The organism is Pseudomonas sp. GW822-FHT03F04 (assembly GCF_058801405.1).
Genome location: NZ_JBXANF010000002.1, coordinates 485927 through 509409, shown reverse-complemented (window position 1 = coordinate 509409; position 23483 = coordinate 485927). Strand labels below are relative to the sequence as shown.

Annotated in this window: 19 protein-coding genes; 4 read left to right on the top strand and 15 right to left on the bottom strand. The window is 60.2% G+C overall.

Annotated elements, in window-relative coordinates; translation table 11 throughout:
• Positions 1 to 116: 116 nt before the first annotated feature.
• From AC1RMX_RS05950 to pmrG, 3 genes are all read right to left on the bottom strand, one after another.
• Positions 117 to 1646 carry an ArnT family glycosyltransferase gene (locus tag AC1RMX_RS05950; protein WP_493071004.1) on the bottom strand — a complete coding sequence of 510 codons (1530 nt, stop codon included), beginning with the start codon at positions 1644 to 1646 and terminating at the stop codon, positions 117 to 119.
• Positions 1643 to 3355, bottom strand: coding sequence for a lipid IV(A) 4-amino-4-deoxy-L-arabinosyltransferase (gene arnT, locus AC1RMX_RS05945; protein WP_493064867.1), 1713 nt, complete (start codon positions 3353 to 3355; stop codon positions 1643 to 1645). The genes AC1RMX_RS05950 and arnT overlap by 4 nt, the downstream gene beginning before the upstream one ends.
• Before the next feature lie 281 nt (positions 3356 to 3636).
• Entirely contained in the window at positions 3637 to 4290 is a 654-nt protein-coding gene (gene pmrG / locus AC1RMX_RS05940) for a lipopolysaccharide core heptose(II)-phosphate phosphatase PmrG (protein ID WP_096821451.1), read from the bottom strand.
• Positions 4291 to 4616: 326 nt separating this feature from the next.
• On the opposite strand from pmrG, the gene AC1RMX_RS05935 reads away from it, so the two are divergent.
• A complete protein-coding gene (locus AC1RMX_RS05935; protein ID WP_096821450.1) occupies positions 4617 to 5930 on the top strand; it encodes a sensor histidine kinase in 1314 nt (437 codons plus the stop codon).
• Here the strand turns inward: AC1RMX_RS05935 and AC1RMX_RS05930 are convergent.
• The 5 genes from AC1RMX_RS05930 to AC1RMX_RS05910 form a co-directional block, all read right to left on the bottom strand.
• A complete protein-coding gene (locus AC1RMX_RS05930) occupies positions 5888 to 6439 on the bottom strand; it encodes a PqiC family protein (protein WP_192558054.1) in 552 nt (183 codons plus the stop codon). The two genes, AC1RMX_RS05935 and AC1RMX_RS05930, sit on opposite strands and share 43 nt — an antisense overlap.
• Before the next feature lie 16 nt (positions 6440 to 6455).
• Positions 6456 to 8111, bottom strand: a complete 1656-nt coding sequence (locus AC1RMX_RS05925) for a PqiB family protein (RefSeq protein WP_096821448.1) — start codon at positions 8109 to 8111, stop codon at positions 6456 to 6458.
• Between the two features lie 113 nt (positions 8112 to 8224).
• Positions 8225 to 9526, bottom strand: a complete 1302-nt coding sequence (locus AC1RMX_RS05920; protein WP_493071001.1) for an NAD(P)/FAD-dependent oxidoreductase — start codon at positions 9524 to 9526, stop codon at positions 8225 to 8227.
• A complete protein-coding gene (locus AC1RMX_RS05915) occupies positions 9523 to 10611 on the bottom strand; it encodes a polyamine ABC transporter substrate-binding protein (protein WP_096821446.1) in 1089 nt (362 codons plus the stop codon). Before AC1RMX_RS05915 ends, AC1RMX_RS05920 begins: the two co-directional genes overlap by 4 nt.
• Before the next feature lie 90 nt (positions 10612 to 10701).
• Positions 10702 to 12060, bottom strand: a complete 1359-nt coding sequence (locus tag AC1RMX_RS05910; RefSeq protein ID WP_096821445.1) for a glutamine synthetase family protein — start codon at positions 12058 to 12060, stop codon at positions 10702 to 10704.
• 162 nt (positions 12061 to 12222) lie between these two features.
• Here AC1RMX_RS05910 and AC1RMX_RS05905 point away from each other — a divergent pair, with 162 nt between their 5' ends.
• Positions 12223 to 13128, top strand: a complete 906-nt coding sequence (locus tag AC1RMX_RS05905) for a helix-turn-helix domain-containing protein (protein ID WP_493070999.1) — start codon at positions 12223 to 12225, stop codon at positions 13126 to 13128.
• 18 nt (positions 13129 to 13146) lie between these two features.
• Here the strand turns inward: AC1RMX_RS05905 and AC1RMX_RS05900 are convergent, their stop codons facing one another.
• Together AC1RMX_RS05900 and AC1RMX_RS05895 are read right to left on the bottom strand one after the other, a co-directional pair.
• On the bottom strand, positions 13147 to 13893 hold the full coding sequence (locus AC1RMX_RS05900) for an anti-sigma factor family protein (protein ID WP_493070997.1): 747 nt from the start codon (positions 13891 to 13893) through the stop codon (positions 13147 to 13149).
• Positions 13886 to 14407, bottom strand: coding sequence for a sigma-70 family RNA polymerase sigma factor (locus tag AC1RMX_RS05895; RefSeq protein ID WP_493070995.1), 522 nt, complete (start codon positions 14405 to 14407; stop codon positions 13886 to 13888). Before AC1RMX_RS05895 ends, AC1RMX_RS05900 begins: the two co-directional genes overlap by 8 nt.
• Positions 14408 to 14561: 154 nt before the next feature.
• On the opposite strand from AC1RMX_RS05895, the gene AC1RMX_RS05890 reads away from it, so the two are divergent.
• Positions 14562 to 15533: a metallophosphoesterase family protein gene (locus AC1RMX_RS05890; RefSeq protein WP_493070993.1), complete on the top strand. Its 972-nt coding sequence runs from the start codon at positions 14562 to 14564 to the stop codon at positions 15531 to 15533.
• 14 nt (positions 15534 to 15547) lie between these two features.
• The gene (locus AC1RMX_RS05885; RefSeq protein WP_096821440.1) at positions 15548 to 15856 is read left to right on the top strand and encodes a cupredoxin domain-containing protein; all 309 of its coding nucleotides are present in this window, start codon (positions 15548 to 15550) and stop codon (positions 15854 to 15856) included.
• 44 nt (positions 15857 to 15900) lie between these two features.
• Here the strand turns inward: AC1RMX_RS05885 and AC1RMX_RS05880 are convergent, their stop codons facing one another.
• From AC1RMX_RS05880 to AC1RMX_RS05860, 5 genes are all read right to left on the bottom strand, one after another.
• Entirely contained in the window at positions 15901 to 16950 is a 1050-nt protein-coding gene (locus tag AC1RMX_RS05880; RefSeq protein WP_493070990.1) for a hypothetical protein, read from the bottom strand.
• A 30-nt stretch (positions 16951 to 16980) separates the two neighbouring features.
• Complete coding sequence (locus tag AC1RMX_RS05875; protein WP_493070988.1) at positions 16981 to 18798, bottom strand: hypothetical protein; 1818 nt, start codon at positions 18796 to 18798, stop codon at positions 16981 to 16983.
• Positions 18799 to 18801: 3 nt separating this feature from the next.
• Complete coding sequence (locus tag AC1RMX_RS05870; RefSeq protein WP_096821437.1) at positions 18802 to 20094, bottom strand: hypothetical protein; 1293 nt, start codon at positions 20092 to 20094, stop codon at positions 18802 to 18804.
• 19 nt (positions 20095 to 20113) lie between these two features.
• On the bottom strand, positions 20114 to 21034 hold the full coding sequence (locus tag AC1RMX_RS05865; RefSeq protein ID WP_096821436.1) for a hypothetical protein: 921 nt from the start codon (positions 21032 to 21034) through the stop codon (positions 20114 to 20116).
• Between the two features lie 76 nt (positions 21035 to 21110).
• A complete protein-coding gene (locus AC1RMX_RS05860; RefSeq protein WP_493070986.1) occupies positions 21111 to 23480 on the bottom strand; it encodes a hypothetical protein in 2370 nt (789 codons plus the stop codon).
• Positions 23481 to 23483: the final 3 nt, after the last annotated feature.

Sequence of the window (23483 nt, the reverse complement as noted above, 5' to 3'; positions counted from 1 at the left end):
TGGCAATGTAGAGAGGCAAATGAGAAAAAAACGTCAAACAAACCGTTAATACATGTCATTGCCATTCAGGTTAGCAGTCACTTGGCGGGGACGCCGGGCGAACCCGGCGTTGTCTTTCAGGAGCCTTGGGGGAGGTAGGCGACGCTTTGATCTTCGCGTCCGTGGAACACTTGTTCGCCGCGGGTCGGGGTGGTGGTGATGACTTGATGGTCGCGACCGAGCTGCTCGAGTGGCACCGGATCGCCGGTGCGGTACTGGGCGACAAAGATGGTCCGTTGAGGATCCCAATGCCGGCCGCTGGTGCGCTCCAGCCACTCGAACATCGCGGCAGCATCGCCATCACGCGGGAAATCCCGGGTTTCCGGCACGTAGTAGAACGGTGCACCGCCGGTCTGCAGGTACATCGGCACTTTGTTGTCCACCTCGACCATGACCATGTGCCACTGACTCAATGGCGCCTTTTGGCTGGCTTGCAGGCGCACGGTCTCGCCGAAACGGATCGCGCCGCCGCCGCTGTTGGTCCACGGGTAAAGCACGCCGAGAATACCGAGCAGCAGGACGGTAGCCACGCCGAAACCGATTTTCAGGCCACGCCCGCCGAACGGGCTTTCGGCATTGCGCGCAGCCATGCGCCGAGTGATCCACCAGGCCCCGAGCAGTTGCGCGAACGGCACCAGCGGCAGCACGTAGTAACTACGCCGGCTGCCACTGGCGGTGAAGAACAGCATCAACAACCCCAGGCCCTGAATCAGCCAGCGGGTGTCCGGTTCGATGTGTTTCCAGTTCCGCGCGGCAACCCACAGGGCGATGATCCAGCACGGCGCCCAGGGCAGGGTATACACCGGCAGGTACAACAAATAGGTGTAGATCGGGCCGATGTTGTCGAACGGCTGGAAGAACCGCACGACGTTTTCCCTCAGCACCAATCCCAGGCCGCTTTCCCCGTAGTTCGGCGCGCCGTAGAGATGGGACAGCAGGAATGGCGTCATATAGAACGCCCCGGCCACCAGCAGCGCCCCGAGCAGGCGCAGGTTGAGATGGCGCTTCCAGCGGCCTTCATTCAGCAGGTGCGGCAACAGCACCAGCCCCGGCAGGATGAAGCCGATCAGGCCTTTGAACAGCGAAGTCAGGGACAGCAAAACGCAGAACACTAAATAGCGTGAAAACCGAGTGTCATCCGGCCCGCGCCAGTACCACCAGACTGCCGCCAGCACACCGCACACCGTCAGGATGTCGGCCGTGGCGACCCGCGCCCAGAACACGAAATAGAACGTGGTCGCCAGCATCCACCCGGCGATCAGGCCGGTGCCTTTGCGAAACAGGCGCTCGCCCAGCAGGTACACCAGCCAGACGCTCAACCACGCGGACACCACCGAAGACAGGCGCAACGACCAGTGATCCAGGCCACCGGTCAGCCAGGCGGTTGCGGTGATCAGCCAATACGACAACAACGGTTTGTCGTAGTAGGGATCGCCCTTGAGGTACGGGTCGAAGTAATCGCCGGTTTGCAGCATCTGCAACGCGATGTTGGCCCAGCGGGTTTCTGCGCCCCAGAGTTCGCGGCTGCCCAGGCCGAGCAGCAACATCAGGGCGCTGGCGGCCAGCAGGAGCAGCAGGGCGCCCCGTTCATTGTTGCGTAAGGTCATGGCTGGCTCTGCGCAAAGATGAAGATCTGCAGATTGCCGCGACGGTAGTGCTTGCCGTCCACCGGCAGCAATTCGACTTCCTGCTCTTCCTGGGTACTGTTGACGCGCAAGACCACACCGACCGCGCCTTTTTTCCGCGCATCGGTCATCCATTGGCCGACGTTTTCCATGGTGACTTTACGCGCCGCCATGGCCGGGTCTTCGAGGCCGTATTTGAGTTCACCGATCGTGTTGAACAGATCCACTTGCGGCCGCTTCAAACGCCACGACAGCGCCGAGGCTGCGCCCAGGTCGTTGCTCAGCAAGGATGAGGTTTCACCCAGTTCCTGTTGATGCTCGGCAATGAACTGGTCAGGCATCTTGCTGTTGACGATCTGCGCCGGCATGGCCGCAGGCAGCAACGCCACCAGCAGACCGATGCCCAGCGCCGGCATCGCCCATAACGTCAGTGGTCGCAACACCTGCAAGGCGTTGGCGATGATCCAGCCCACCAGCACGATGTACACCAGCGACAGGCTGAACATCTCGGTGTTTTCGTAGATTTCTTTGGTCGCTTGCAGATAAAGCAGCGCCACCAGCGCAGCGCTGGCGATGACGGTATTGATCACGCCGTTCAGGCGCAGGACGCGGCCACTGTGCTGATCCAGCCAGTTGACCACGGTCTGCCCCATCAAGAGTGCGATTGGAAGCAGGCACGGCATGATGTAGGTCGGCAGTTTGCCGCTGCTCAGGCTGAAAAAGGCCAGCGGCAGCAGGAACCACAGTGCCAGGTAAGCGGTTTTCGCCTCACGCTTTTCACGCCAGGTGCGCAGGAGCGTCGAAGGCAGCAGCACGGCCCACGGCAGAGTGGAGGCGAACAGCAGCGGCAGATAGAACCACCACGGGCGAGCATGTTGCGCGGCATCGCCGGCGGCAAAGCGACGGATGTGTTCGTGCCAGAAGAAGAACCGCCAGAAGTCAGGTTCCCGGTAATGAACAGCCAACACCCACGGCAGGCTGATCAGCACGCAAACCACCACGGCGACCAGTCCGTAGCGCACCAGTTCGCCGAAGCGACGTTGCCAGATCATGTAGGGCAGGGCGATCAGTACCGGCAGCAGCAAGGCCAGAAAGCCCTTGGTCATCAGGCCCATGCCGCACGCCACACCCAGCAGCGCCCAGCCACCCAGGCGAGCGCGGGGCGTGCGGCTGTCGATGGCAAACCACACGGCCACCATGCTCAGGTTGACCCACAGGGTGAACTGCGGATCGAGGTTGGCATAACCGGCCTGACCGGCAATCAGCCCGAAACTCATATAAAGCAGGGCGCTCGCGGCGCTGATGCGCGGGTTGTTCCAGAGCCGGCGGGCCATCAGGTAAGTCAGCCAGACGCTGGCACCGGTACTCAGCGCCGAAGCGATACGCACGCCGAACAGGTTGTCACCGAAGATCGCCTGACCGATCGCAATCATCCAGTAACCGGCGATCGGCTTCTCGAAATAGCGGATGCCCATGAAGTGCGGGGCCACCCAGTTGCCGCTGAGCAGCATTTCCTGGCTGATCTGGCCATAGCGGGTTTCATCGGGGATCCACAGGCCGTGAGTCATCAACGGCAGCAGGTAAAACACCACGAAAGCCAGAATCAGGCCGGGGATGGCCAAGCGTTCGAAAGTTGTGGCGGGGGGAAAATGACGGGCAGCGTGTCGCAGCGGGTTGTTTTCAGACGTCATGACAGAGCCTTGGTACCGAACGAAGTTCTTGTGTCGATGACCTGCCCGGCGCGTTCCTGAGCGGGCGTGTCATCGTGTTGAATGAATGCAGGTGTCGGGCGTTTCCTGTATCCAGAGAACTGTCGTACCTCCAGGCCGAAGTTCTCGCGATAAAGCCAAGCTTAAAAAAAACAGTTGTCCAGTAAATCGGGGGCAGATACATGTCTCATTACAAATTAATGAAATCAGCGCTGGTTAGTTGAAAAAAAGTTCAGCCTTGCCGACCCGATCCAACTAAAGCATTAATGATTTTTGAGTTGGGACCAAGCGTCGGCATTCATGATGCCCAGCACTTTAAGTTGCCCCTTGTCATCGATGCGTACGAACAGGGTGCTGCCGTAATCGGCGGCGATTGCGTGGGGGAAACCGGTCTGTTTTTCAAAGTCGCTGATGCAGCCGCTGTGGGTGACCAGCACCAGATTGCGTTGCGCCACCTTGTGCGCCACCACGTCGTTGCGCAGTGAAGAACCACAGGACTCAAGCCAGATCTGGGCTGTGGCGTCCTGCCCGAACATGGCACGCGCCGTTTGCACGGTACGCGTCAGCGGGCTGGTGAACACCTGAGCCTGCTGCATGCCCAGTGCCACGAAGCCTTTGCCCACCAGCGCTGCAGAGTCGTTGCCGGCCTTGGTGATGCCGTCGGCCGGGCCCAGGCAAAGATTGTCGGAACGGTCGCAACGTTCGGCATGACGCACCAGAGCAACGACTTCGCCGGCCTGCCAGGCCTTGGTCAAATCAGCCTTGGCCGCATGGCCGGCCTGGCCCAGATCGATGGGCGAACGGGTCATCCAGACGAAGCCGCTGACCAGCGCAATGACCAGTAACGAACCGATGATGGTCAGCAGTCTTCCAAGTCGCAGCGTCCGGCGTTGTTTATATGTCGCTGTTAATTGCATCTGTCGCTCCACGGCATGCCCCTTGACGTCGCAGGCGAGATTGGCCGGCGATTTAACCAACTTTTATAGTTTTGAACTTGAATAATGGCTGAACATTACGTTTGTGCACGTTGGGGGGCAGTGAAGAACATGTGAAAAATTTGCGAGAGTTGAAAATGCGCAATTAATCGGGTGTTTGATAACCAAACTCAAATACCCTTTTTTTACCGGCCTGGCTTAACAAATGTTTATGTTTGCGGTGAAGCTGCGCAGGTTCGGTCAATGTCGCGGAGCTCGCCTGTTTTTGACCGCGAAGTCTGAAATCAGCAGTGGAGTCATCGACCCGAATGGATCTCAAGCAAAGCCTGACGAAACGGATCGTCATCGTGTTCGCTTTGATGAGCGCCCTGGTCGCCGGGGTGTTTGCGCTGGGCATCGTTGCCGCCGTGCATGTGGTCGAACACAAACTGGCCACCAGCACTCTGAGTGGCGGCCTGCACCGGTTGCTGGCAATGGATGACATCAATCGCTGGAGCCATCAGCCGGAAAAGAGTGAATTATTTTTTTTCGAAGGCGGACCCGGGCCCATGGCACTGATTCCGTCACTGGCCGCGCTGTCACCCGGATTCCAGGAAATCATGTTCAACGGCGACGATTTTTTCGCGATGGTCGAGGTGGTCGGCGGGCGCAAATACGTGCTGCTGCGTGATCAGGAAAGCCTCGAACAACGTGAGCGGTTGCTGTTCATCGTGGTCACGGTCGGGTTTCTCCTGAGCATCCTGCTGGCGATCATGCTCGGTCGGCTGTTGGCGCGGCGCGTGATGGCGCCGGTCATTCGTCTGGCTCGCCAGGTTCGCCACCGCGATCAGCTGTTGGTGCTGGCGCCCCCGCTGCACCCGGACTATGCAGCGGATGAAGTGGGAGAGCTGGCGTTGTCGTTCGATCAGACGCTGGGGCGTTTGCGTGAAACCCTGAGCCGCGAAAAACTGTTCACCAGCGATGTCAGCCATGAACTGCGCACGCCGTTGATGGTGCTGGGCGGCTCCTGTGAATTGTTGCTCGCCAACCCGTCGCTGGATCCCCGTTCGACCGCACAGGTCAATCGCATCGCCCGGGCCAGCCACGAGATGCGCCAACTGGTCGATACCTTCCTGATGCTGGCTCGCGCCGAGGATGATGCCGGCAATGATATTTGCGTCACCCTCAAGGAAGTCGCCGATGCTCAGTGCGAGATCTGGGGCCGACTGATTCGCGAAAAAGGGCTGGAGTTTTACTACGACGTGGATCAGCCCTGCATGGAACGTTTCAACCTGACGTTTCTGCAATCGGTGATGGGTAACCTGCTGCGCAATGCCTGGCATTACACCGATCGGGGTTTTGTCCGATTGACCGTGATGGCAAACGGTTTTGTCGTGGAAGACAGTGGCATCGGCATTCCGGAAGAACAGCGCCAGGCCGTATTTCAGCCCTTCGTGCGCGGTGACGAAGGTCGGGGAGAGGGGCTTGGGCTGGGATTGTCGCTGGTGCAGCGGATCTGCAAGCGACAGCAATGGCAGGTGAACCTGAGTACGGGCGAATCCAACGGTTGCCGCTTCAGCGTGAAGTTGAGCCCTGCCGCTCAGGACGCCGGCGGACAGCCCCGTCCATTGCCCGCCGCCTGAGTGATCTGCGCAGCCAGTCGCTTGACGTTGTTCTGTTGTGCAATCACCAGTTCATTGATGCTCGGCCCGGACGGCGTTTGCAGGACTGAACGGCAAGTGAGCAGCCCATTGTCGGATTCACCGGTTGCGCGCAGTCGCCATTTGGCGTCGATCAGCGCGTATTGCCCGGGAAGCGAATCAAAACGCTGCACGTCGATGCGCACCGAGACTTTGCGTGACCCGCCGGCATTGCTCAGTTGATCCACCAGCGCACTGCGCAACTCATCGGCCAGGCTGGCGCCCCACCATTCGGTTTCCAGAATCGCCAGGCCACTGTTGCCCTGGCGGATGACGATCTGCGGCCGGTCGACCTGCGGCGGTACGCTGATGCCTTCAATCGCGATGTCCGAGCCCGATCTGCCGGCCGCCGGTTGTGCCGGGGTCAGAGTATGAAAGCTGATCGGGTCGCTGCGACAGGCACCCAGCAGCAGGCACGCAGCCAGCACGGTGAACTTCAGCGGTAAAGCCATGGGACAGCTCCTGTGCTCAATTGCGCGGCGGTCCTTTGAGATCCAGCGGCGCGGCGTTGTCGGGGCGACCGCGAATCAGCGATTCCGGATGACGGCCCAGGTAATCCGACAGTTCACGCAACGAGCGCGACATGCGCCCGAGTTCGTCGAGGGTCTGGGTCAGTTGCTCGCGTTGCGGCGAGTCTTCGGCCAAGGTCGAGCTGGCCGATTGCAGGGTCTTGCTCACGTCCGCCAGGGTGCTCTGAACACCGGGCAGGGTCTTGGCGTTGAATTGGGTCAGGCCTTTGCGCAGCTCCACCAGATTGCTGTCGAGATTGCCGGCGATGCGTTCCACCGGCAGCTTGTTGAGTTTGTCGACCATGGCTTCGAGTTTTTCCTGCAATTGTTCGAGGCTGCCGGGGACGGTCGGAACGCTGATCGGGCGAGCGGTGGGGTCAAACGCGACTTTTTCGGCTTTGGGGAAGAAGTCCAAAGCGATGTACAGCTGACCCGTGAGAAGGTTGCCGCTGCGGGCCTGGGCGCGCAGGCCGTTGTCGATGAAGGTGCCGATCAGACGCACGCCGGCGGCTTCGTCGTCCGGGTTGTGGTTGAGCACCTTGAGCATTTTTTCGTGGGCCCGTCCCAGACGTTGCGGGTAGATCACGATGCCGACGTTGAGCGGGAAGCTGCGTTTTTTCTCGTCGAAGTCGAGGTTGATGCTGACCACCCGGCCGATCTCCATACCGAGGAATTCCACCGGAGCATCGACCTTGAGACCGCGCAGCGCCTGATCGAAACGCAGGCTCAGGTACTGCGGTTTGCCGTTGGGCGGGGCGAGGGCGGTCATCTGGTCTTCGAACAGATCGAAGGACTTTTCATCCGCCGCGGCGACATCGTTGGGGCTGTAATCGGGTGCGCGGAAGGCGATGCCACCGACCAGCAAGGTCGACAACGATTCGGTTTTCACCGCAAAACCATTGGCACCGACGTTCACGTCAATGCCGCTGGCGTTCCAGAAACGGGTGTTTTCCGTGACGTAGGCATCGTTCGGCGCGTGAATGAACACTTCGATATTCACCCCTTTGCCGTCGGGGTCCAGGGCATAGGCCACCACCTGACCGACCGGGATCTTGCGGTAGTAGACGGGGGAGCCGATGTCCAGCGAGCCCAGATCCGAGGCGTGCAGGTTGAAGCGCCTGCCCGGTTCGCCATAGGTGATCGGGGGCGGGTTTTCCAGGCCTTTGAAGTACTTGGCGCGATCGTTAGATTGGCCGATATCGGCACCAATGTAATCGCCAGACAGCAGGGTATCGATGCCCGACACGCCACCCGCGCCGATACGCGGGCGTACCACCCAGAATTGCGAGTCTTCGCGGGTGAAAGTTTCGGCCTGTTTGGACAGCTTGATCGTGGCGTTGACGCTCTTCTGGTCGTCGCTCAGTTCGACATCCGAGACCTGGCCGACCACCACGTTGCGGTATTTGACTTCGGTCTTGTTGGCGGTCAGACCGCTGCCGGTCTTGAAGGTGACGACGATCGTCGGGCCTTCCTGCATCAGGTTGTGCACCACCAGCGAAATGCCCACCAGCACGGCGACAATCGGCACGATCCACACCAGCGAAATGCTGAAACGCCGGGTCTTGATCGGTGCCTGGCCGGGTGCTCGCGGTTGATCGGCGGCTGACGACTCCATCCATGACCTCCAGAGTGTGTTGGGCACTGAGCGTCAGGAACGCAAAAGCACTTCATCAATATAGAAGTGCTTTGCGATAGAGCAAATGTGCAGGTCGCTTCAACCCGCGAGGTTCAGCCGAGCATTTCCCGCAGGCGATACCAGAACATGCCCAGTGCCAACAGCGGTGAGCGCAGCGCCGGGCCACCGGGGAAGGTCATGTGCGGCACGCCGCTGAACACGTCCATGCCCTGGCTGTGGCCAGCATGAATGGCTTCGCCCAACAGCTTGGCGCACCAGTGGGTGACGTTCAGGCCATGGCCGGAATAGCCCTGGGCGTAGAACACGTTCGGGTGCTGCTTGAGGCGCCCGACCTGCGGGAAGCGATTGGCGGTGATGCCGATCTTGCCGCCCCATTGATAGTCGATGCCCACGTCCGCCAGTTGCGGGAACACCTTGAGCATTTTCGGTCGCATGTAGGCAGCGATGTCCGCCGGGTCCCGCCCTGAATAGTGACAGGCACCGCCAAACAGCAAACGCCGGTCCGCCGAGAGACGGTAATAGTCGAGGCCGACTTTCTGGTCGCAGAGCGCCAGGTTCTGCGGGATCAGTTCGGCGGCGCGTTCCTTGGACAGAGGCTCGGTAGCGATGATGTAGCTGCCAGCGGGCAGGACTTTACCGCTGAGCTGTTGCTCAAGTTCGTCCAGGTGCGCGTTGCAACCGAGCACCAGGCTGCCGGCGCGTACCGTGCCCGAAGCGCAGCGCACTTGTACCGTCGCACCGTGGATGATTTCCAGCACCGGGCTCTGCTCGAAGATCCGCACCCCGAGCGAAGCTGCCAGCCGCGCTTCGCCCTGAACCAGATCGAGCGGGTGCAGATGGCCCGAACCCATGTCGATCAGGCCACCCTTGTAGACACCGGCGTTGACCACTTGCCGACGAATATCTTCGGGGCCGACCAGACGTGTTTCGTGGGCATAACCCGAGGCCGCGAGACTGTCCTGTTCGGCCTTGAACGCCTCGAATTGCGCCGTGGTGTTGGCCAGTTCGCAGAAGCCCCAGCGCAGGTCGCACTCTATGGCGTTGTCGCCGATGCGCCGACGCACCAGTTCCACCGAGTCGACGCCGGCCTGTTGCAGGTAGCGCACGCCTTCTGCGCCGACATGGCGGGCGAAGCCCTCGACTTCATGGCCGATGCCACGGATCAACTGGCCGCCGTTGCGCCCGCTGGCGCCCCAACCGATGCGCCGGCCTTCGAGCAGCACCACCGAGAGACCGCGCTGGGCCAGCTCGATGGCGGTGTTGACGCCGGTGAAGCCGCCGCCGATCACGCAGACATCGGCGATCAGGTCGGCTTCAAGCGTTGGGTAGGGTGTGCTCGCCCGGGCCGATGCAGCGTAATAGGAGCGGGCGTGTTCCTGGGTGTACTGATTCATTTGTTCGACTTCACTTTGCTCCAGGAACGGGTCATCAGACGCATGATCGACTGGGGCGGGGTGGTGGAAATGTAGAGTTTGTCGAGCACCTCCTGAGGCGGATAAACCTCAGGATTGCTGACCAGTGCGACGTCCATGTATTGCTTGGCCGGCGGGTTCGGGTTGGCATAGCCGACCGAGGCGCTGACCTTGGCGATCACTTGCGGATCGAGCAGGTAATTGATGAAGGCGTGGGCTTCTTTGGTGTTGCCGGCATCGGCGGGAATCGCCAGCAGGTCGAACCACAGGTTCGCGCCTTCCTTGGGAATCGCATAGGCGATGTTCACGCCGTTGTTTGCTTCCTTGGCGCGGTTGGCGGCCTGGAACACGTCGCCGGAGTAACCGAAGGCCACGCAGATGTCGCCGTTGGCCAGGTCCGACACGTACTTCGAGGAGTGGAAGTAGGTGATGTACGGGCGGATGCTCAGCAGCTTGGTTTCGGCTTTCTTGAAGTCTTCCGGGTTTTCGCTGCGCGGGTCCATGCCCATGTAGTTGAGGATCGCCGGGAACACTTCGTCGGCCGAGTCCATCATCGACACGCCGCACTGGGTGAGTTTTTTCAGGTTCTCCGGCTCGAACAGCACGGCCCAGGAATCGATGTGGTCGATGCCCAGCACCTGTTTGACCTTGTCGACGTTGTAGCCGATGCCGTTGGTGCCCCACAGGTACGGCACCGAGTGCTCGTTACCCGGATCGTTTTTCTCGAGCAGGGCCAGCAGTTTCGGGTCGAGGTTCTTCCAGTTCGGCAGTTGCGAACGATCCAGCTTGAGGAACGCCCCGGCCTTCACCTGACGGGCCAGGAAGTGGTTGGACGGCACCACCACGTCGTAACCGGTGCGACCGGCGAGCAGTTTGCCTTCGAGGGTTTCGTTGGAGTCGAAGACGTCGTAGATCACCTTGATTCCGCTGCCGGCCTGGAAGTCGGCGAGGGTGGTCGGGCCGATGTAATCGGTCCAGTTGTAGACGCTGACCTGGGGTTGGGCTTGCGCACCTGCGCTGCACGCCAATGCCAGGGCGGCGGGGATCAGGGATTTCAACAGACGCATATCGACACCTCTTCGAGTTGGATTTTTTATGCTCGTAAAGTCGGTAGGGATCGCTCCCGGACAGTGTCCGGGAGCGATCAGGTCGCAGGCTTAAACGCTCAGCAACAGGAACTCACGCTCCCAGGAACTGATCACGCGCTTGAAGTTTTCATGCTCGGCACGTTTCACTGCCACGTAGCCGCGCACGAACTTGCTGCCCAGATACTCGGCGACGGTGTCGCACTCTTCCATCTGGGTCAGGGCTTCTTCGATGGTGATCGGCAGGCGCAGGTTGCGGCGCTCATAGGCGCGGCCTTCGACGGCGGCACTTGGCTCGATGCCCTCGACCATGCCGATGTAACCGCACAGCAGGCTCGCGGCAATCGCCAGGTACGGGTTGGCGTCAGCGCCGGGCAGACGGTTTTCCACGCGCATCGCTTCAGGGCCGGAGGTTGGAACCCGCAGGCCGACGGTGCGGTTCTCTTCACCCCACTCGACGTTGACCGGTGCCGAGGTGTCCGGCAGGAAGCGACGGAACGAGTTCACGTTGGGCGCGAACATCGGCAGCACTTTCGGGATGAATTTCTGCAAACCGCCGATGTGGTGGCGGAACAGATCGCTCATGGTGCCGTCGGCATTGGCGAAAATCGGCTTGCCGGTGGCGATTTCCACCACGCTCTGGTGCAAGTGCATGGCGCTGCCGGGCTCATCGCCGATCGGTTTGGCCATGAACGTCGCGGTGACGTTGTGCTTGAGCGCGGCTTCGCGCAGGGTGCGCTTGAACACGGTGATCTGGTCGGCCAGATCCAGGGCGTCGCCGTGACGGAAGTTGATCTCCATCTGCGCCGGGCCGTCTTCGTGGATCAGCGTGTCCAGGTCCAGGCCTTGCAGTTCGCACCAGTCGTAGACGTCTTCGAACAGCGGATCGAATTCGTTGGCCGCATCGATGGAGAACGACTGCCGACCGCTTTCGGCGCGACCGGAACGGCCCAGCGGTGCCTTCAACGGCAAGTCCGGGTCTTCGCAACGCTGGGTCAGGTAGAACTCCATTTCCGGCGCGACAATCGGCTTCCAGCCCTTGTCGGTGTACAGCTGCAAGACTTTCTTCAGCACGTTGCGCGGCGACAGTTCGATCGGGTTGCCGAACTTGTCGAAGGTGTCGTGAATCACGATGGCCGTCGGTTCGATGGCCCATGGCACCACGTACACCGCATCGCTCACCGGTTTGCAGACCATGTCGATGTCGGCCGGGTCGAGCAGGTCGTAGTAGATGTCGTCGTCGACAAAATCCCCGGTTACCGTTTGCAGCAGCACACTTTCCGGCAGGCGCATGCCTCGCTCATGCAGGAACTTGTTGGTCGGTGCAATTTTGCCGCGGGCGATGCCGGTCAGGTCGCTGACCACGCATTCCACTTCGGTAATCTTGTGATCTTTCAGCCACGTGAACAGCTGATCGAAAGGGGCATTCATAAAGACCTCGTCGTTGGTTTTATTGACGCGGGGGAAGTGCGATTTCATCTTTCGCAGGCTTCCCCTGTGGCGCGTTGACGACTATCTTGGGCGGGCCTTGCCGTTCCATCTATCCACTTTAAGCAGCACCAAAGCGCACCAAAAGAGTGCGCAAGGTCTCCCATGACAACGTGTAATCCGCTACAGGTTAAAGCTTTCAACACCGCCGATGTCGCCGAACAGGTTCGCGCCACACCGGGCTGGGTCCAGCATTACCAACAGATGTCGCCGGGGCATTTCGCCGGGCGAATCCGCTATCTGGACTTGGAAGGCGTGGAGGTCTACGAAGAACAGATGAACACCCGGGTCGAGCAGAATTTCAGTGCGCCTTCGGGGTCTTTGGCGTTCTGTTTCGATCGCAGTGACAACGCGCTGTATCTGCTGAACGAAGAGAGCCGCAACATCTGGATCACCCCGGAGAACTACCAGGAAATCGCCGTGGTGTTCGGCCCCGAATTCGTGCGCCGCAACGGCCTGGACGTGGCCCGGCTGGAAGGTTTGTTCATGGCGCCGCTCAACGGCGCGCAGAACGCGCTGTTCAGTCGCTGGTTAAGCTCGACCCTCACGAAGTTGTCGCAAACCCTTGATCAACCAAGCAAAGAAGCACTGACCCAACAGTTGCTGGAGGACTGCCTGTTCATCCTCGACAACGCTTGCGTGTGCCTCGACAGCGGCGGTTTGCAGCGCCGCGCGGAAGAGCGCACGACCATGAAACGGGTGGGGGAATGGGCGGCGGATTCGCCGGAGGAAACCCTCAATCTGCTGGAATTGTCCCAAGTGGCCGGGGTATCGCTGCGGCAATTGCAGCAGACCTTCAAGGCCTACACGGGGATGTCACCGACGCAATGGCTGCGTCTGCGCCGGCTCAACGGGGCGCGCCGGGAATTGCTCAGAGGTGCCGCTTCAGGCACCACGGTGGCCGAAGTGGCGATGAATTGGTCGTTCTGGCACCTTGGACGGTTTTCCAACAGTTATCGGGTGCTGTTCGATGAGTTGCCGAGTGAGACATTGAAGCGATCGTGCCGCTAACGGACGGGATACATTCTTTCAAGCGCCGTTCCTGAGCAACTGACCGAGCGCCTCCAACTCACCTTTCTCCACATCGGAAACCAGCACGAAACGCATGTGACCGGCCTGCCAGGAAATCACGTTGAAGCCGCGAATCGTCTGGCTCTGCGACGGTTTGTCGGCGTCCGTTGTCGGCAGGATAAACACATTGATGATGTGCTTGGCGCGGCCGTAACTCAGGGCAGCGGTGGTCTGGTGTTGCAGGTAATCCAGTCGCCCGCCGAGCAGTGGAAAGCCCTGCGCCGAGTAGTCGACGACGGGGGGCGAGAAGTCGAGTTTGCCGGTGAACCAGGGTTTTACGGTGTGCCGGTCGGACGACACCACATCGTTCAGATGCTGGCCCATCAACGAGCGCACATGGCTGGAGACGGCCTCGTCCATCAACGGTTGTTCGCTGCCCGGTGTTACCACATAAAGCACCATCGCCAAGGCCAGGGCCGCTGCGGAAAATGCCGGGGCGAACCATTTTCGCCAGCGTTCGAACGGGCTCGGCGATGCCGGAGCGACTGCGGCAAACACACTAGCCGCCAGTGATGCCGGCGCGGAGTAATACGGCGCATGGCGCTTCACACTGGCCTTCAGCCGTTTGGCCTCATCATGCAGCCGCGCGCAGTCAGCGCACGTGGCCAGATGCGCAGCCACATCCGTAGCCGCCACGGGATCAAGCTCCTGATCCAGATAGCCATGCAATTGTGTCTGGCAAACCGTGCAGTGGAGTTCATTCATGATCGTGCAACTTCAGTAGTTCCAGCTTGAGCATGGCACGCGCCCGGGCCAGTCTCGACATGACGGTGCCGATGGGAATATCGACCACCAGGGCGATGTCCTTGTAGGGCATGTCTTCGAGTTCCTTGAGCACAATGACCTCGCGAAACGCTGGCGGCAAGGCGCTCAGTGCCTGCTGGAGCAACGCCGAGTTTTCCGTGTGAATGGCCAGCAGTTCCGGGCTCTGGCTGTGGCTCAGTGCGCCGCCGCTATCGCTGCTATCGCCGGTTTCGTCATCGATAGCGACCCAGTGGCGTCCGGCCGAGGCTTTGAGCCAGGTGTAGCTTTCGTTGCGCACGATGGTCAGGAACCAGGCCTTGGCGTTGCCATCGGCAAAACGCTGCAAAAACCTGAAGGCGCGTAGGGCGCTTTCCTGCACGACGTCCCGTGCAGCGCTGTCGTTGCCTGTGATCCAGCGCGCGAGGTTGTAAGCCGCGTCCAGGTGCGGCGCAATCAGTTCCTCAAATCGATTCATAGTGGTTTCCGCACCGTCACACCCCTATAACCGTGATGCGTCGTGTTTTATTCCCTGAAAAGAATTTGTTTTGCAGCGTGGAATAAACGTTCGCCCCGCGTGGTTCTACCTGGTGTCAGCTACATCACTGTAGTCCGCCAGCGAGGACATCCCCATGGACAATCAAGCAAAACATCCACTGCGCACCGACGGCCTGCTGCACAACCCTGACCGGCGAACGCTGCTCAAATGCTCGGCGTGGGCCGGGGCCGGGGTCCTCTGGGCATTGAGCGGCGGCATTCCCAGAGCGTTTGCGATGGATGAGGCGGGTAACGTCAGCGACCCCAAGGCGTTGGCCAGCACCTTTCATTTCGTGCAGATCAGCGATTCGCACATCGGCTTCAACAAGGAAGCCAATCCGGAGCCGGTGAAAACGCTGCAAGTGGCGATCGACAAGGTCATCGCACTGCCGAAACGGCCGTCGCTGATCCTGCACACCGGCGACATCACGCACCTGTCCAAGGCCGAGGAGTTCGATACGGCGGCGCAGGTGCTCAAAGGCCTGCCGTCCACCGTGCATTACATCCCCGGTGAACACGACACCCTCGACGAGGGCGGCGGCAAGCTCTATCTGGAACGTTACGGCAAAGGCACCAAAGGCAACGGCTGGTACAGCTTCGATGACCATGGCGTGCATTTCATCGCGCTGGTCAATGTCTTCAACTTCCAGGCCGGCCATGAAGCCACGCTCGGCGCCGATCAACTGGCGTGGCTGGCTGATGATCTGCGCGCGGTTTCGACCAGTACGCCCGTCGTCGTGTTCACCCACATTCCGCTGTGGACGATCTATCAGCCATGGGGCTGGGGCACCGAGGATGGCGATCAGGCGATTGCGATGTTGCGCAAATACGGCTCGGTGACGGTGTTGAACGGTCACATCCATCAGGTCATCCAGAAGGTCGAAGGCAACATCACCTTCCACACCGCCCGTGGCACGGCGTATCCGCAACCGGCACCGGGCGCAGCGCCGTCTCCGGGGCCGATGACCGTGGCAGCCGATCAGTTGCGCAACTATCTGGGGATCACCGATGTGCGTGCGACACAAGGCGATCATCCGCTGGCACTGATCGATTCGACACTGGTCTAGGGGAGGGCAGCCAGATGAAAACGCGATTTTTGGCGGTGGTGTGCCTGATGCTGTCGATGTCGGCGTGGGCGCAGGAGGTGAAAGTCGATATCAAGGAGTTCATGTTCGGCCCCAAGGATCTGACCGTGGCCGTGGGCACCAAGGTGACGTGGGTGAATGACGATCAGATCCCGCATACGGTGGCAGAGACCCACAAGGTGTTTCGCTCGGGGGCGCTGGACACCAATGACAGCTTTTCCTGGGTGTTCAACACGCCGGGCGAGTTCGAGTATTTCTGCGTACTGCATCCGCAGATGATCGGGAAGATTGTGGTGACTCAATAAACAGAGGGCGCGGCTTCAATGAGGCCGCGCCCTTTTTTCTGTTTTCAGAGCTGCACCCGACGCAGCCTGCCGCTCAACGCAACCACCTTGTTATCCGGCGTGGGCAGCGGGCGCCCCGTCAAACCCATGCCTTCGCTCACCAGTACCGCATCCTGCACCAGGCACAGGTTGGACGGGGTATCCAGGTCCCGGGCGAGCACGGTCACTTCGCTCGTTTGCAGGTTGCAGCTCAACAGTCGCCCGCTGAATCGAGTGAAGCCGCCATGCAGCGGTTCGCCGTTCCAGTCAGGCGGCAAAGGTTGTTGAAGACGACTGCAAAGCTCCAGCACCAAGACGTTTCCTTGCGGACACAGCGCGAGTCCGGTAGGCAGTTGCAGGCCGCGAATCAGCACTTCGATCCGGCCGGTGTCGGGCCAGACCCGGATCACCTGGCCGGCCTGATCATCAAAGTCGATGCCTTTGCGGCTCGGATCGCTTTGCAGCTCTCCGGAGAACAGGCTGATCAGCACGGCGTCCGTCGCCGGTTCGTGCACCAGCGTGACGGGGACGGCTTCCTGGCCCATGTCCAGATCGGGCAACTGGACCAATACCTGTTCCTCCTCGCCGGTGCTGAATTCCACCAGTTGATTGGTATCGGGTTTGACCGCCAGCCAACTGCGGCGGGTCGGGTGATAACACAGCGCATTCAGATTGCCCCGGCTGTGAAACACCGGCTCGGGCGGGGTGTATTGCAGGTCCAGCAGTTTCGAGCCCTCGACATAGTCGGTCTGGCTGACCAGACAGCGCCCATCCCCGCAGGCGATGTCCGACAGCCCCATGATTTCATCGCGTAGCATGCGGGCCTGCATGTTCATGGCGCGGAAACCTTGCGCCAGTGTTTCAGGGGCGAGATACGCGCCGGGCTTGAGCGGGTTAGGTCGCAGTCGGCTGATACGGCCGCTGAACGTCTGGTCCGGCAGGCCTGAACCGGCTTCGACCAGCAGCAGGCTGCCGTCGGCTTGCATGCAGGCGCCGCGAGGGTTCAGCAGGCCTTCGGCGATGATGGTGCTCGGGCGCAGGGTCTCGCGGGGGCGCGCAGGAATATGGACAGTCATAGGTTTCTCTCCATGGGCTGATGGACGCGATTACTGCGGCGGTTGCCACGGTTCACCCGTGAGATAGGCTCGCAGCAGTGCCCGCTGACAGGGCGACATCGACCGCACCACCGGCATGAACAGCGTGGTGCCTTTGTAGGCATCCGAGGTCCGCGCGAGGATCGGGTTCTTCGCGCCCATGATCGCGTCGGGCTGGTTCAGCGGGATGTAGCGAGACATGGCCGGGAATGCCAGGTAGTGAAAGCGCAGGACGTTCGGATACATCAGTTGCCAGGTGATGGTGGTGCCCCTGGGGATGCCGAAGTCGGTCTGGGCGTATTTGCGGAAGTTGGTGAAATACGTGCCGCTTTCCTGACCGTTGACGGTGTAGGTCAGGGCGACGAAACCGGCGAAGGGAGCTGCTGCGGGTTTTACGTTGACGGAGAAAGTGACGGCCAATTGACCGGGGCTCACCGTCAACGCCGGGGGGAAATAAAGGAAGTCGCAGTACCGCTGTTGCGTGTAATACGGTCCCGAGGGCGCGGCGGTGAGATCGATTTCAGTTGTCCTGGTCACCGCAGCACCCAGATACCGGACCTGCAGCGTAATCGACAGGCCCTGTGGGTAGTCCTCGGTATAGACACTGCGTTGATCGGCATAGATCCGATAGACGGACTCTGTTGCCTGCAACGTAGTCCCGGCGACCGTGCCGGGGGCGTTGATGGCCAGCGCTGAGGATCTGACCGCAGACTGCTGAGTTGTATTGAGAGGCACATCGACAATGCCGCCATACACGTAATAATCGAGCAGGGGACTGCTGGTCGGATCGAGTGTAGTCAGGGTGGTCTCACCGGCTGCCAGGGTCACAGGACCGTAATTCCCGTTAGGTCCGATAGGGCTGGTGATGTCATCCCTGACGACTCTGAACGTCTCTTTCGGAATGATGTTGACCATGTCGACGCTCAGCATTGCCGGGCTGCTCAGGTCTGCGTAGCCGGTGCCGCCAGTGTCCTGATTGACAATCTGACGGCCCGCCTGACAGTTCAGCGGCTCATTGGCGAACGCCGGAGCCAATGTGCCGATGACCCGGCCAATGCTCGGGTTCGGGGTGTCTCTGCCGGCGGCATAATCGGCTTGCAGCTGAGGCGTGGTCATCGTCGGGCACATTTCGAACATCACGAAGCGCAGGACGATACCGGTGGCACCCGGTGCCTGGATGATCGATCGCAAACCGCTGCTGTTCTGGTTCCAGCTGACAATACTGCTCAGAGGAAAGGTCAGCTGGAAGGTGCCACTGATACGGCAAGAGCCGGGTGAATCCATCTCACTCGGCCGTGGCTGCAGCACCCGCATGCCGAGATCCAGACTGCTGCAAACCGTATTGGCGCGAATCAGCAATTGGATGTTGTTACTGCCACCGATTTGCAGACCACCGACAAATATCTGGGTGGTGGTGGTCGAGGTGGGGTCGAGATCCACCATCATCGGGCCCGATACCGGCCCTTGTCCGGTCACCGGGTCCACAGAACCCAGCAGATAGACCGGCTGGCCCACCATATCCCCGGTGGTACTGACGCTGCCGGGGCTGCCCTGGGAACTGATCAGCGCGTTTTGCATGTCGACGACATGCTGCCCGTAATGATTCCAGCCGCCGGCGGTGTAGTAGTCGCCCGTGGGCGCATTGATCATGTTGTTCAACTGATCGTCGGTGTAAGACTGGGCCCCCGCTGCGAGGGTCGAGGTGGTCAGGTCGAAGATCGGCCAGTTGTCATCGCCGTTATAAGGAATGGTGGGTGAATTGTTTGGCAGGCTGACATCCGTGCGGATACCACCCCAGAAATTCAGTCGCGGGCCATTGAGGATGCTCATGATTTATTTCCCGTCCTTGATGGTTTTGCCGAGCGGCGAATTGGCGAATTTGAACAGATAGGAGTAATCGGACTTGTAAGGACTCTTGACTGGTGTCGCCATGGAGTGACAGTTCATGCAGCTGCTGTTGGGCTGGATGTAGCTTTCCATGGTCACGTTGGCCGACAGTGCCGGCGTCGGCTGACCCAGCGGGTTGCCGGGGTTGTCAGGCATCAGCGGGCGCTGGGTGGTGATGAGCTGGTAGTACTTCAACACGCTTTTTTGCAACCCCGGGTCGGCCTGGTAACTGGCGTTGATCTGGTTGGTGATGTCGGCGATCGGGGTGACCCGGTTCAGCGGATTCGGGGTCTGGAACGTGGTGCCGGGTTTGGGCACGCAGACCTGGTGCGGGCCCTGAGTCTGCCAGTCGCACGGCGACTGGTTGAGCGTCGCGGCGGGCGCAGCAGCGTTGAAGTAGGAATAGGCCGTGCCAGACGCGGGCTGATCGACCCACTGACCGTTCACCTGCACCTTCGGCGGAACGTTATCGACCTGTTCGAAGGTCGACCAGATCCACTGCGGATAACCGTTCGCCTTGGTGATGATGTGCAGACCCACCAACCCCAGAAACGCCTCGCTGACCCCGATCTTCTCGCCTTGGTCATTGAACCTGGCCACGCGCGCGATCATGGTCAGGTAACGGCGGGCGTTGTCACGAGGCGTGAGAATGCGCCAGCTCGATTTGATCTCGATGACGCCCCAGGGGAATTGGATGTTGTTGGCTTTGGAAACGACGTCGGCGTTATAGAAGTTGTTGCCCACGATGTAGTTGTACGAAGTCTCGTTGGCCGAGATGTCGTAGTAGGTCGGGTTCCGGGCCTGATCGATCAACCAGCCGCCGACCGCCTGATCGACGGCGTTCACCTGAGCGCTGTTTTTCAACGAGGCGATGTTGATGATGTTGAAGCTTTTTGCGATTTGCGGGGAATTCCACGGCCCCGGATTGCGGGCGTTCGGCAGAAAGATTTCACCAACGGTCTTGTAGGTCTGCCAGACGGTGTAGCCGGCCGCACCGGGCTGTTTGGTGCAGTCGGGATTGCCGCGCTGCCCGTTCTTTGCCGGCCAGCTCAAGGCGATGAACATCTGCCAGCTGTACTGATCGAACTGATCCTGTCCGGCCGTAGCGGCCGGTGCAGTACTGGGCGGCTGGCAGTTCAACTGGCTGGCCTGCGTCGATGTCATGGCTTGTTCCCTGGCCAGCACCGGCAGGCTGGCCAGACCCAGCAATATCACGGAATAACGGAATGTGGTTTTCATGGCGATCCTTCGTCGTTGATCACGGTTTACGCTGCATGAGTTTGTTCCACTGCGCCTTGTGGCCATTGCTCTGCGATTCCGGTGGCTCGAACAACTGGCAGGGCGGCGGGTTCGACGGGCACATGGCGGCGACCTGCGCCCAGGTCTTTGCCGGGTCCGGTTTGGCGATGTGAAAGTCGGTGTAGTTCTGGCTGACGATCGGCGCGTTGGCGACGCTGCTATCGCCGGAAAAGAAGAACGATTGCGGCGGCCGGTAGGGCGGTTGTCCCGACATTTTTTTGTAGAAGGCATAGCCGAACAGGATCGGACCTTGCGGCGAATCGAGATCCAGGGCATAAGCCTGCACGCTGCCGTTGAGGTTTTTACTGCGCTCGGCGCTGTAGGGCAGGTGTTCGATGAAGTCCTGCCGTGGCGGATGATTCATCGGAGAGAACATGCAGCAGGCCGGCATGTCTTTCGGGCGGTCTTGCGGGTAGGTCAGGAAGTACGCCTTGTTGCCCAGGGACACGAACGAGCAGGTGTAGTTGTTGTTCTTGATCGGGAAGATCGGCAAACAGTATTTCTCGTAGTGCTCCATCATCGCGCCGAAGCCGTCGCCATCCGGTGGGATGTACGTGGTGTCGTAGTAGCTGGTTCCGCGAGAGACGGTGTAGTCCGCAGGCGTCAGGGTCGAAGGTGGGTTGCTGTAGGGCGGCGGGTTCTTTTCGTAGTTGTGCATCACCCGGTACATGGTCCAGTTGCTGATCCAGAACGCCGGGAAGAACGGATCGGAGGGCTCGCCGGGAAGACGCGTGGCGATGCAGTTGCCGTTCTGCTCATTACACCCTTCGGTGTTGTGCACCCCCATGGTGAAGTACACGGCGCCGGTGTCCTGGGCAAATACAGGCGGACTGAACAGCAGGATCAGCAGCAACAGACGATTCAAGAGGCTGACTTTCATGGGTCACTCCTTGGCAAAGCGCACGGCGGGAGCGAACTCCCGCAGTGGCTCATCTTTCCTGATTGAGCAGCGTGGGTCAGAGGTTGTCGTAATCACTCATATGGAGTGGCATGGGCGGGAAGTTGCGCTTGACCAGTTTCTGCGCCCACAACTCCAGCACGGCGCGCCGGCTTTGCGACAGGTCGCGGGTGATGGGCATCGCGAGGGTGCTTTCTTCCTGGTACTCCTTGCTGATCAGCCGGATCAACTGATCGACAGCGCCTTCCACCCGCGTGCGGGAGTTGAGCGGCATGAACTTGTTCATGATCGGGTACAGGTAGTAGAAGGTCTTGAGCACCCTTGGGTAGATGAAGTCATCCCAGATCGCTTCGGGCGCATTCTTGTCCTTGTAGATGTCGTTCCAGTAATTGACGAAGTCCTGTTGCAACTGCATGTCCAGAGGCAGGACACGTAGTGGGGTGAGGAAGTCGATCTGAGCCTTGTTGAGCGCGAAGCTGAACGGGATGACCGGGTCGCTGGTGCCTTCCTTGACGATGAAGCGCAGCGTAGGGAAGCCCGGAGCCAGAGCCTTGAAACTCACCTGGGCGATGCCGTTGGCGTCGGTGGTGGTGGCGACGTAGGAGTACTCCACCGTCTGATCGTTATCCAGCGTTCCACTGACGTAGACGCCGGCGTCGAACTCCAGGCAAGGGGTCAGGGGGACCGTGATCGGTTTGCTCGGTCCATTCATGAATGACTGATAACTGACCGGAACGCCCACCGGTTTGTCTTTGGTTTCCAGATTGACCAGTCGACGACCGCTGCCGGTGGCCAGGTAGTTCGCTACAGGCGCCGCGCCCTTGAACTGTGGCAGGTGGGCGGTGTTTTTGTTGCGGTCTGCGTTGTCGTAGAACAGCGTGAAGTCGGGGTTGTTTCTGAACGTCAGGTAATAGTCGCTGGTGGTCACGTTGTAAGGGTTGCCGTATTCCACCACCCAGAGCGTGGTGTTGGCGGCCGGTTGACCATTTTTCTGCACCATGATGTTCAGCGTCTTGCGATCGTTCACGTCGACGAAGGTGCCGCTTTCTACCACCTCGGCGGTCCAGACTTGCTGAACGGCGGCCTTCACGGATCCTGTCGAGTTCTGTTGCTGCAACTCCAGCGGACCGGATTGCAAGGTGGCCGTTTGCGTGGCGTTGAGAGGGATATCCAGCAGGCCCGAGCGCTTGTCGAATGCCGACTGTTGGTACTGATCGAAACCGATGTCGACCACCGGCACGAAATTCCCGTTCTGCGATACGCCCAGCTTATAGTCGCCGGCCTGGAACTTCTCGGCAGTCAGGACATCGGCGTTCTTGTCCAGCGGATAGAACGGAAACGTGTTCGCCAGATCCAGCGACAGCGTGTTGTTGGTGATCTGCGCCGATGTCACACCCAGATTGGTGCTTGTCGGCTGAGACATGCCGGGGCGAGTGACCATGATCTTCTGGTCGGTGACCAGGCGCGGGCCGGCGGGCGCCGTGGGGTATTCGTGGTCGAACCACAGACCCAGGGTCGCTACGGTACGGTTGTAGGCGGGGTTGAAGAAAATATCGGAAACGTTGTCCAGCCCCTTTTGATACATCGCTGTCATACGGGCCAGCGCCGATGGGTCATTGTTGCGGGTGTTGATGTACGGGAAGTCGTTGAACACACCGTTCCTGTCGTAACAGGTGAGGTACGTGGCGAACCTGAACATCAGGCCCTGAGCGTTTTGAGCCTCCATCTGTTGCTGGAGATTGCTCAGCAGGACGGAATCGCCAATGACCCATTCCAGATTGTCCCGGGGAAAACAGGTCTGCCAGGTGGTGGTGACATACGCCAGACCGCCAAAGTCACCGGCCCAATTGAACGTCAGGAAGCGGTCGAGCATCCGGTATTGACGGTTCAGGGTCAGGCCACAGGTGGCATCCCCCAGCTGCAGCTTGTCGAAGTACAGCGCCGTGAAGGTGTTCTGCCACGGGCTGATATCGACGAAGCGGGCGGCCGTCGGGCTCTGACTGCCAAAGGGATTGCCGAGCAGCTGGAAGTCCCTGCCGACCAGCGCGTCCTGAGCAATGTAGGTGTTGGCCTGCAACTCGCCGCCAATAATGGTCGAGCGGGTACTCTGGTAACTCACCGTCCCGCAGGCGTTGTCGCCAAACAGGTCCCATTCGGCGGGTATGAACGGGAAGGTGTTTGGGCTTCCGTTGGTCGGAACCTGCTGCACATAGGGCGGCAGATCATTCTGCTGCACGGGTGAAATGATCCAGGGCATCAGGGTGGTGGGCGCGTTCTCCTGCGTGATGTCGTAGTAGCTGGTAAACGGCCAGTTGATATCCATCTTCACCGCGTCATAGAGCGGCAGCACATCGTTGTTGTTGGCCGTCGGCGGGTTCCAGAACATATGGCCGTTGAGGTAGATGCGGGGGAAGTTCAATACGCTCATGTC

Coding starts and splice junctions, on each gene's coding strand:
- AC1RMX_RS05950 (WP_493071004.1), bottom strand. CDS start 1,646: ATGACCTTACGCAACAATGAACGGGGCGCCCTGCTGCTCCTGCTGGCC.
- arnT (WP_493064867.1), bottom strand. CDS start 3,355: ATGACGTCTGAAAACAACCCGCTGCGACACGCTGCCCGTCATTTTCCC.
- pmrG (WP_096821451.1), bottom strand. CDS start 4,290: ATGCAATTAACAGCGACATATAAACAACGCCGGACGCTGCGACTTGGA.
- AC1RMX_RS05935 (WP_096821450.1), top strand. CDS start 4,617: ATGGATCTCAAGCAAAGCCTGACGAAACGGATCGTCATCGTGTTCGCT.
- AC1RMX_RS05930 (WP_192558054.1), bottom strand. CDS start 6,439: ATGGCTTTACCGCTGAAGTTCACCGTGCTGGCTGCGTGCCTGCTGCTG.
- AC1RMX_RS05925 (WP_096821448.1), bottom strand. CDS start 8,111: ATGGAGTCGTCAGCCGCCGATCAACCGCGAGCACCCGGCCAGGCACCG.
- AC1RMX_RS05920 (WP_493071001.1), bottom strand. CDS start 9,526: ATGAATCAGTACACCCAGGAACACGCCCGCTCCTATTACGCTGCATCG.
- AC1RMX_RS05915 (WP_096821446.1), bottom strand. CDS start 10,611: ATGCGTCTGTTGAAATCCCTGATCCCCGCCGCCCTGGCATTGGCGTGC.
- AC1RMX_RS05910 (WP_096821445.1), bottom strand. CDS start 12,060: ATGAATGCCCCTTTCGATCAGCTGTTCACGTGGCTGAAAGATCACAAG.
- AC1RMX_RS05905 (WP_493070999.1), top strand. CDS start 12,223: ATGACAACGTGTAATCCGCTACAGGTTAAAGCTTTCAACACCGCCGAT.
- AC1RMX_RS05900 (WP_493070997.1), bottom strand. CDS start 13,893: ATGAATGAACTCCACTGCACGGTTTGCCAGACACAATTGCATGGCTAT.
- AC1RMX_RS05895 (WP_493070995.1), bottom strand. CDS start 14,407: ATGAATCGATTTGAGGAACTGATTGCGCCGCACCTGGACGCGGCTTAC.
- AC1RMX_RS05890 (WP_493070993.1), top strand. CDS start 14,562: ATGGACAATCAAGCAAAACATCCACTGCGCACCGACGGCCTGCTGCAC.
- AC1RMX_RS05885 (WP_096821440.1), top strand. CDS start 15,548: ATGAAAACGCGATTTTTGGCGGTGGTGTGCCTGATGCTGTCGATGTCG.
- AC1RMX_RS05880 (WP_493070990.1), bottom strand. CDS start 16,950: ATGACTGTCCATATTCCTGCGCGCCCCCGCGAGACCCTGCGCCCGAGC.
- AC1RMX_RS05875 (WP_493070988.1), bottom strand. CDS start 18,798: ATGAGCATCCTCAATGGCCCGCGACTGAATTTCTGGGGTGGTATCCGC.
- AC1RMX_RS05870 (WP_096821437.1), bottom strand. CDS start 20,094: ATGAAAACCACATTCCGTTATTCCGTGATATTGCTGGGTCTGGCCAGC.
- AC1RMX_RS05865 (WP_096821436.1), bottom strand. CDS start 21,034: ATGAAAGTCAGCCTCTTGAATCGTCTGTTGCTGCTGATCCTGCTGTTC.
- AC1RMX_RS05860 (WP_493070986.1), bottom strand. CDS start 23,480: ATGAGCGTATTGAACTTCCCCCGCATCTACCTCAACGGCCATATGTTC.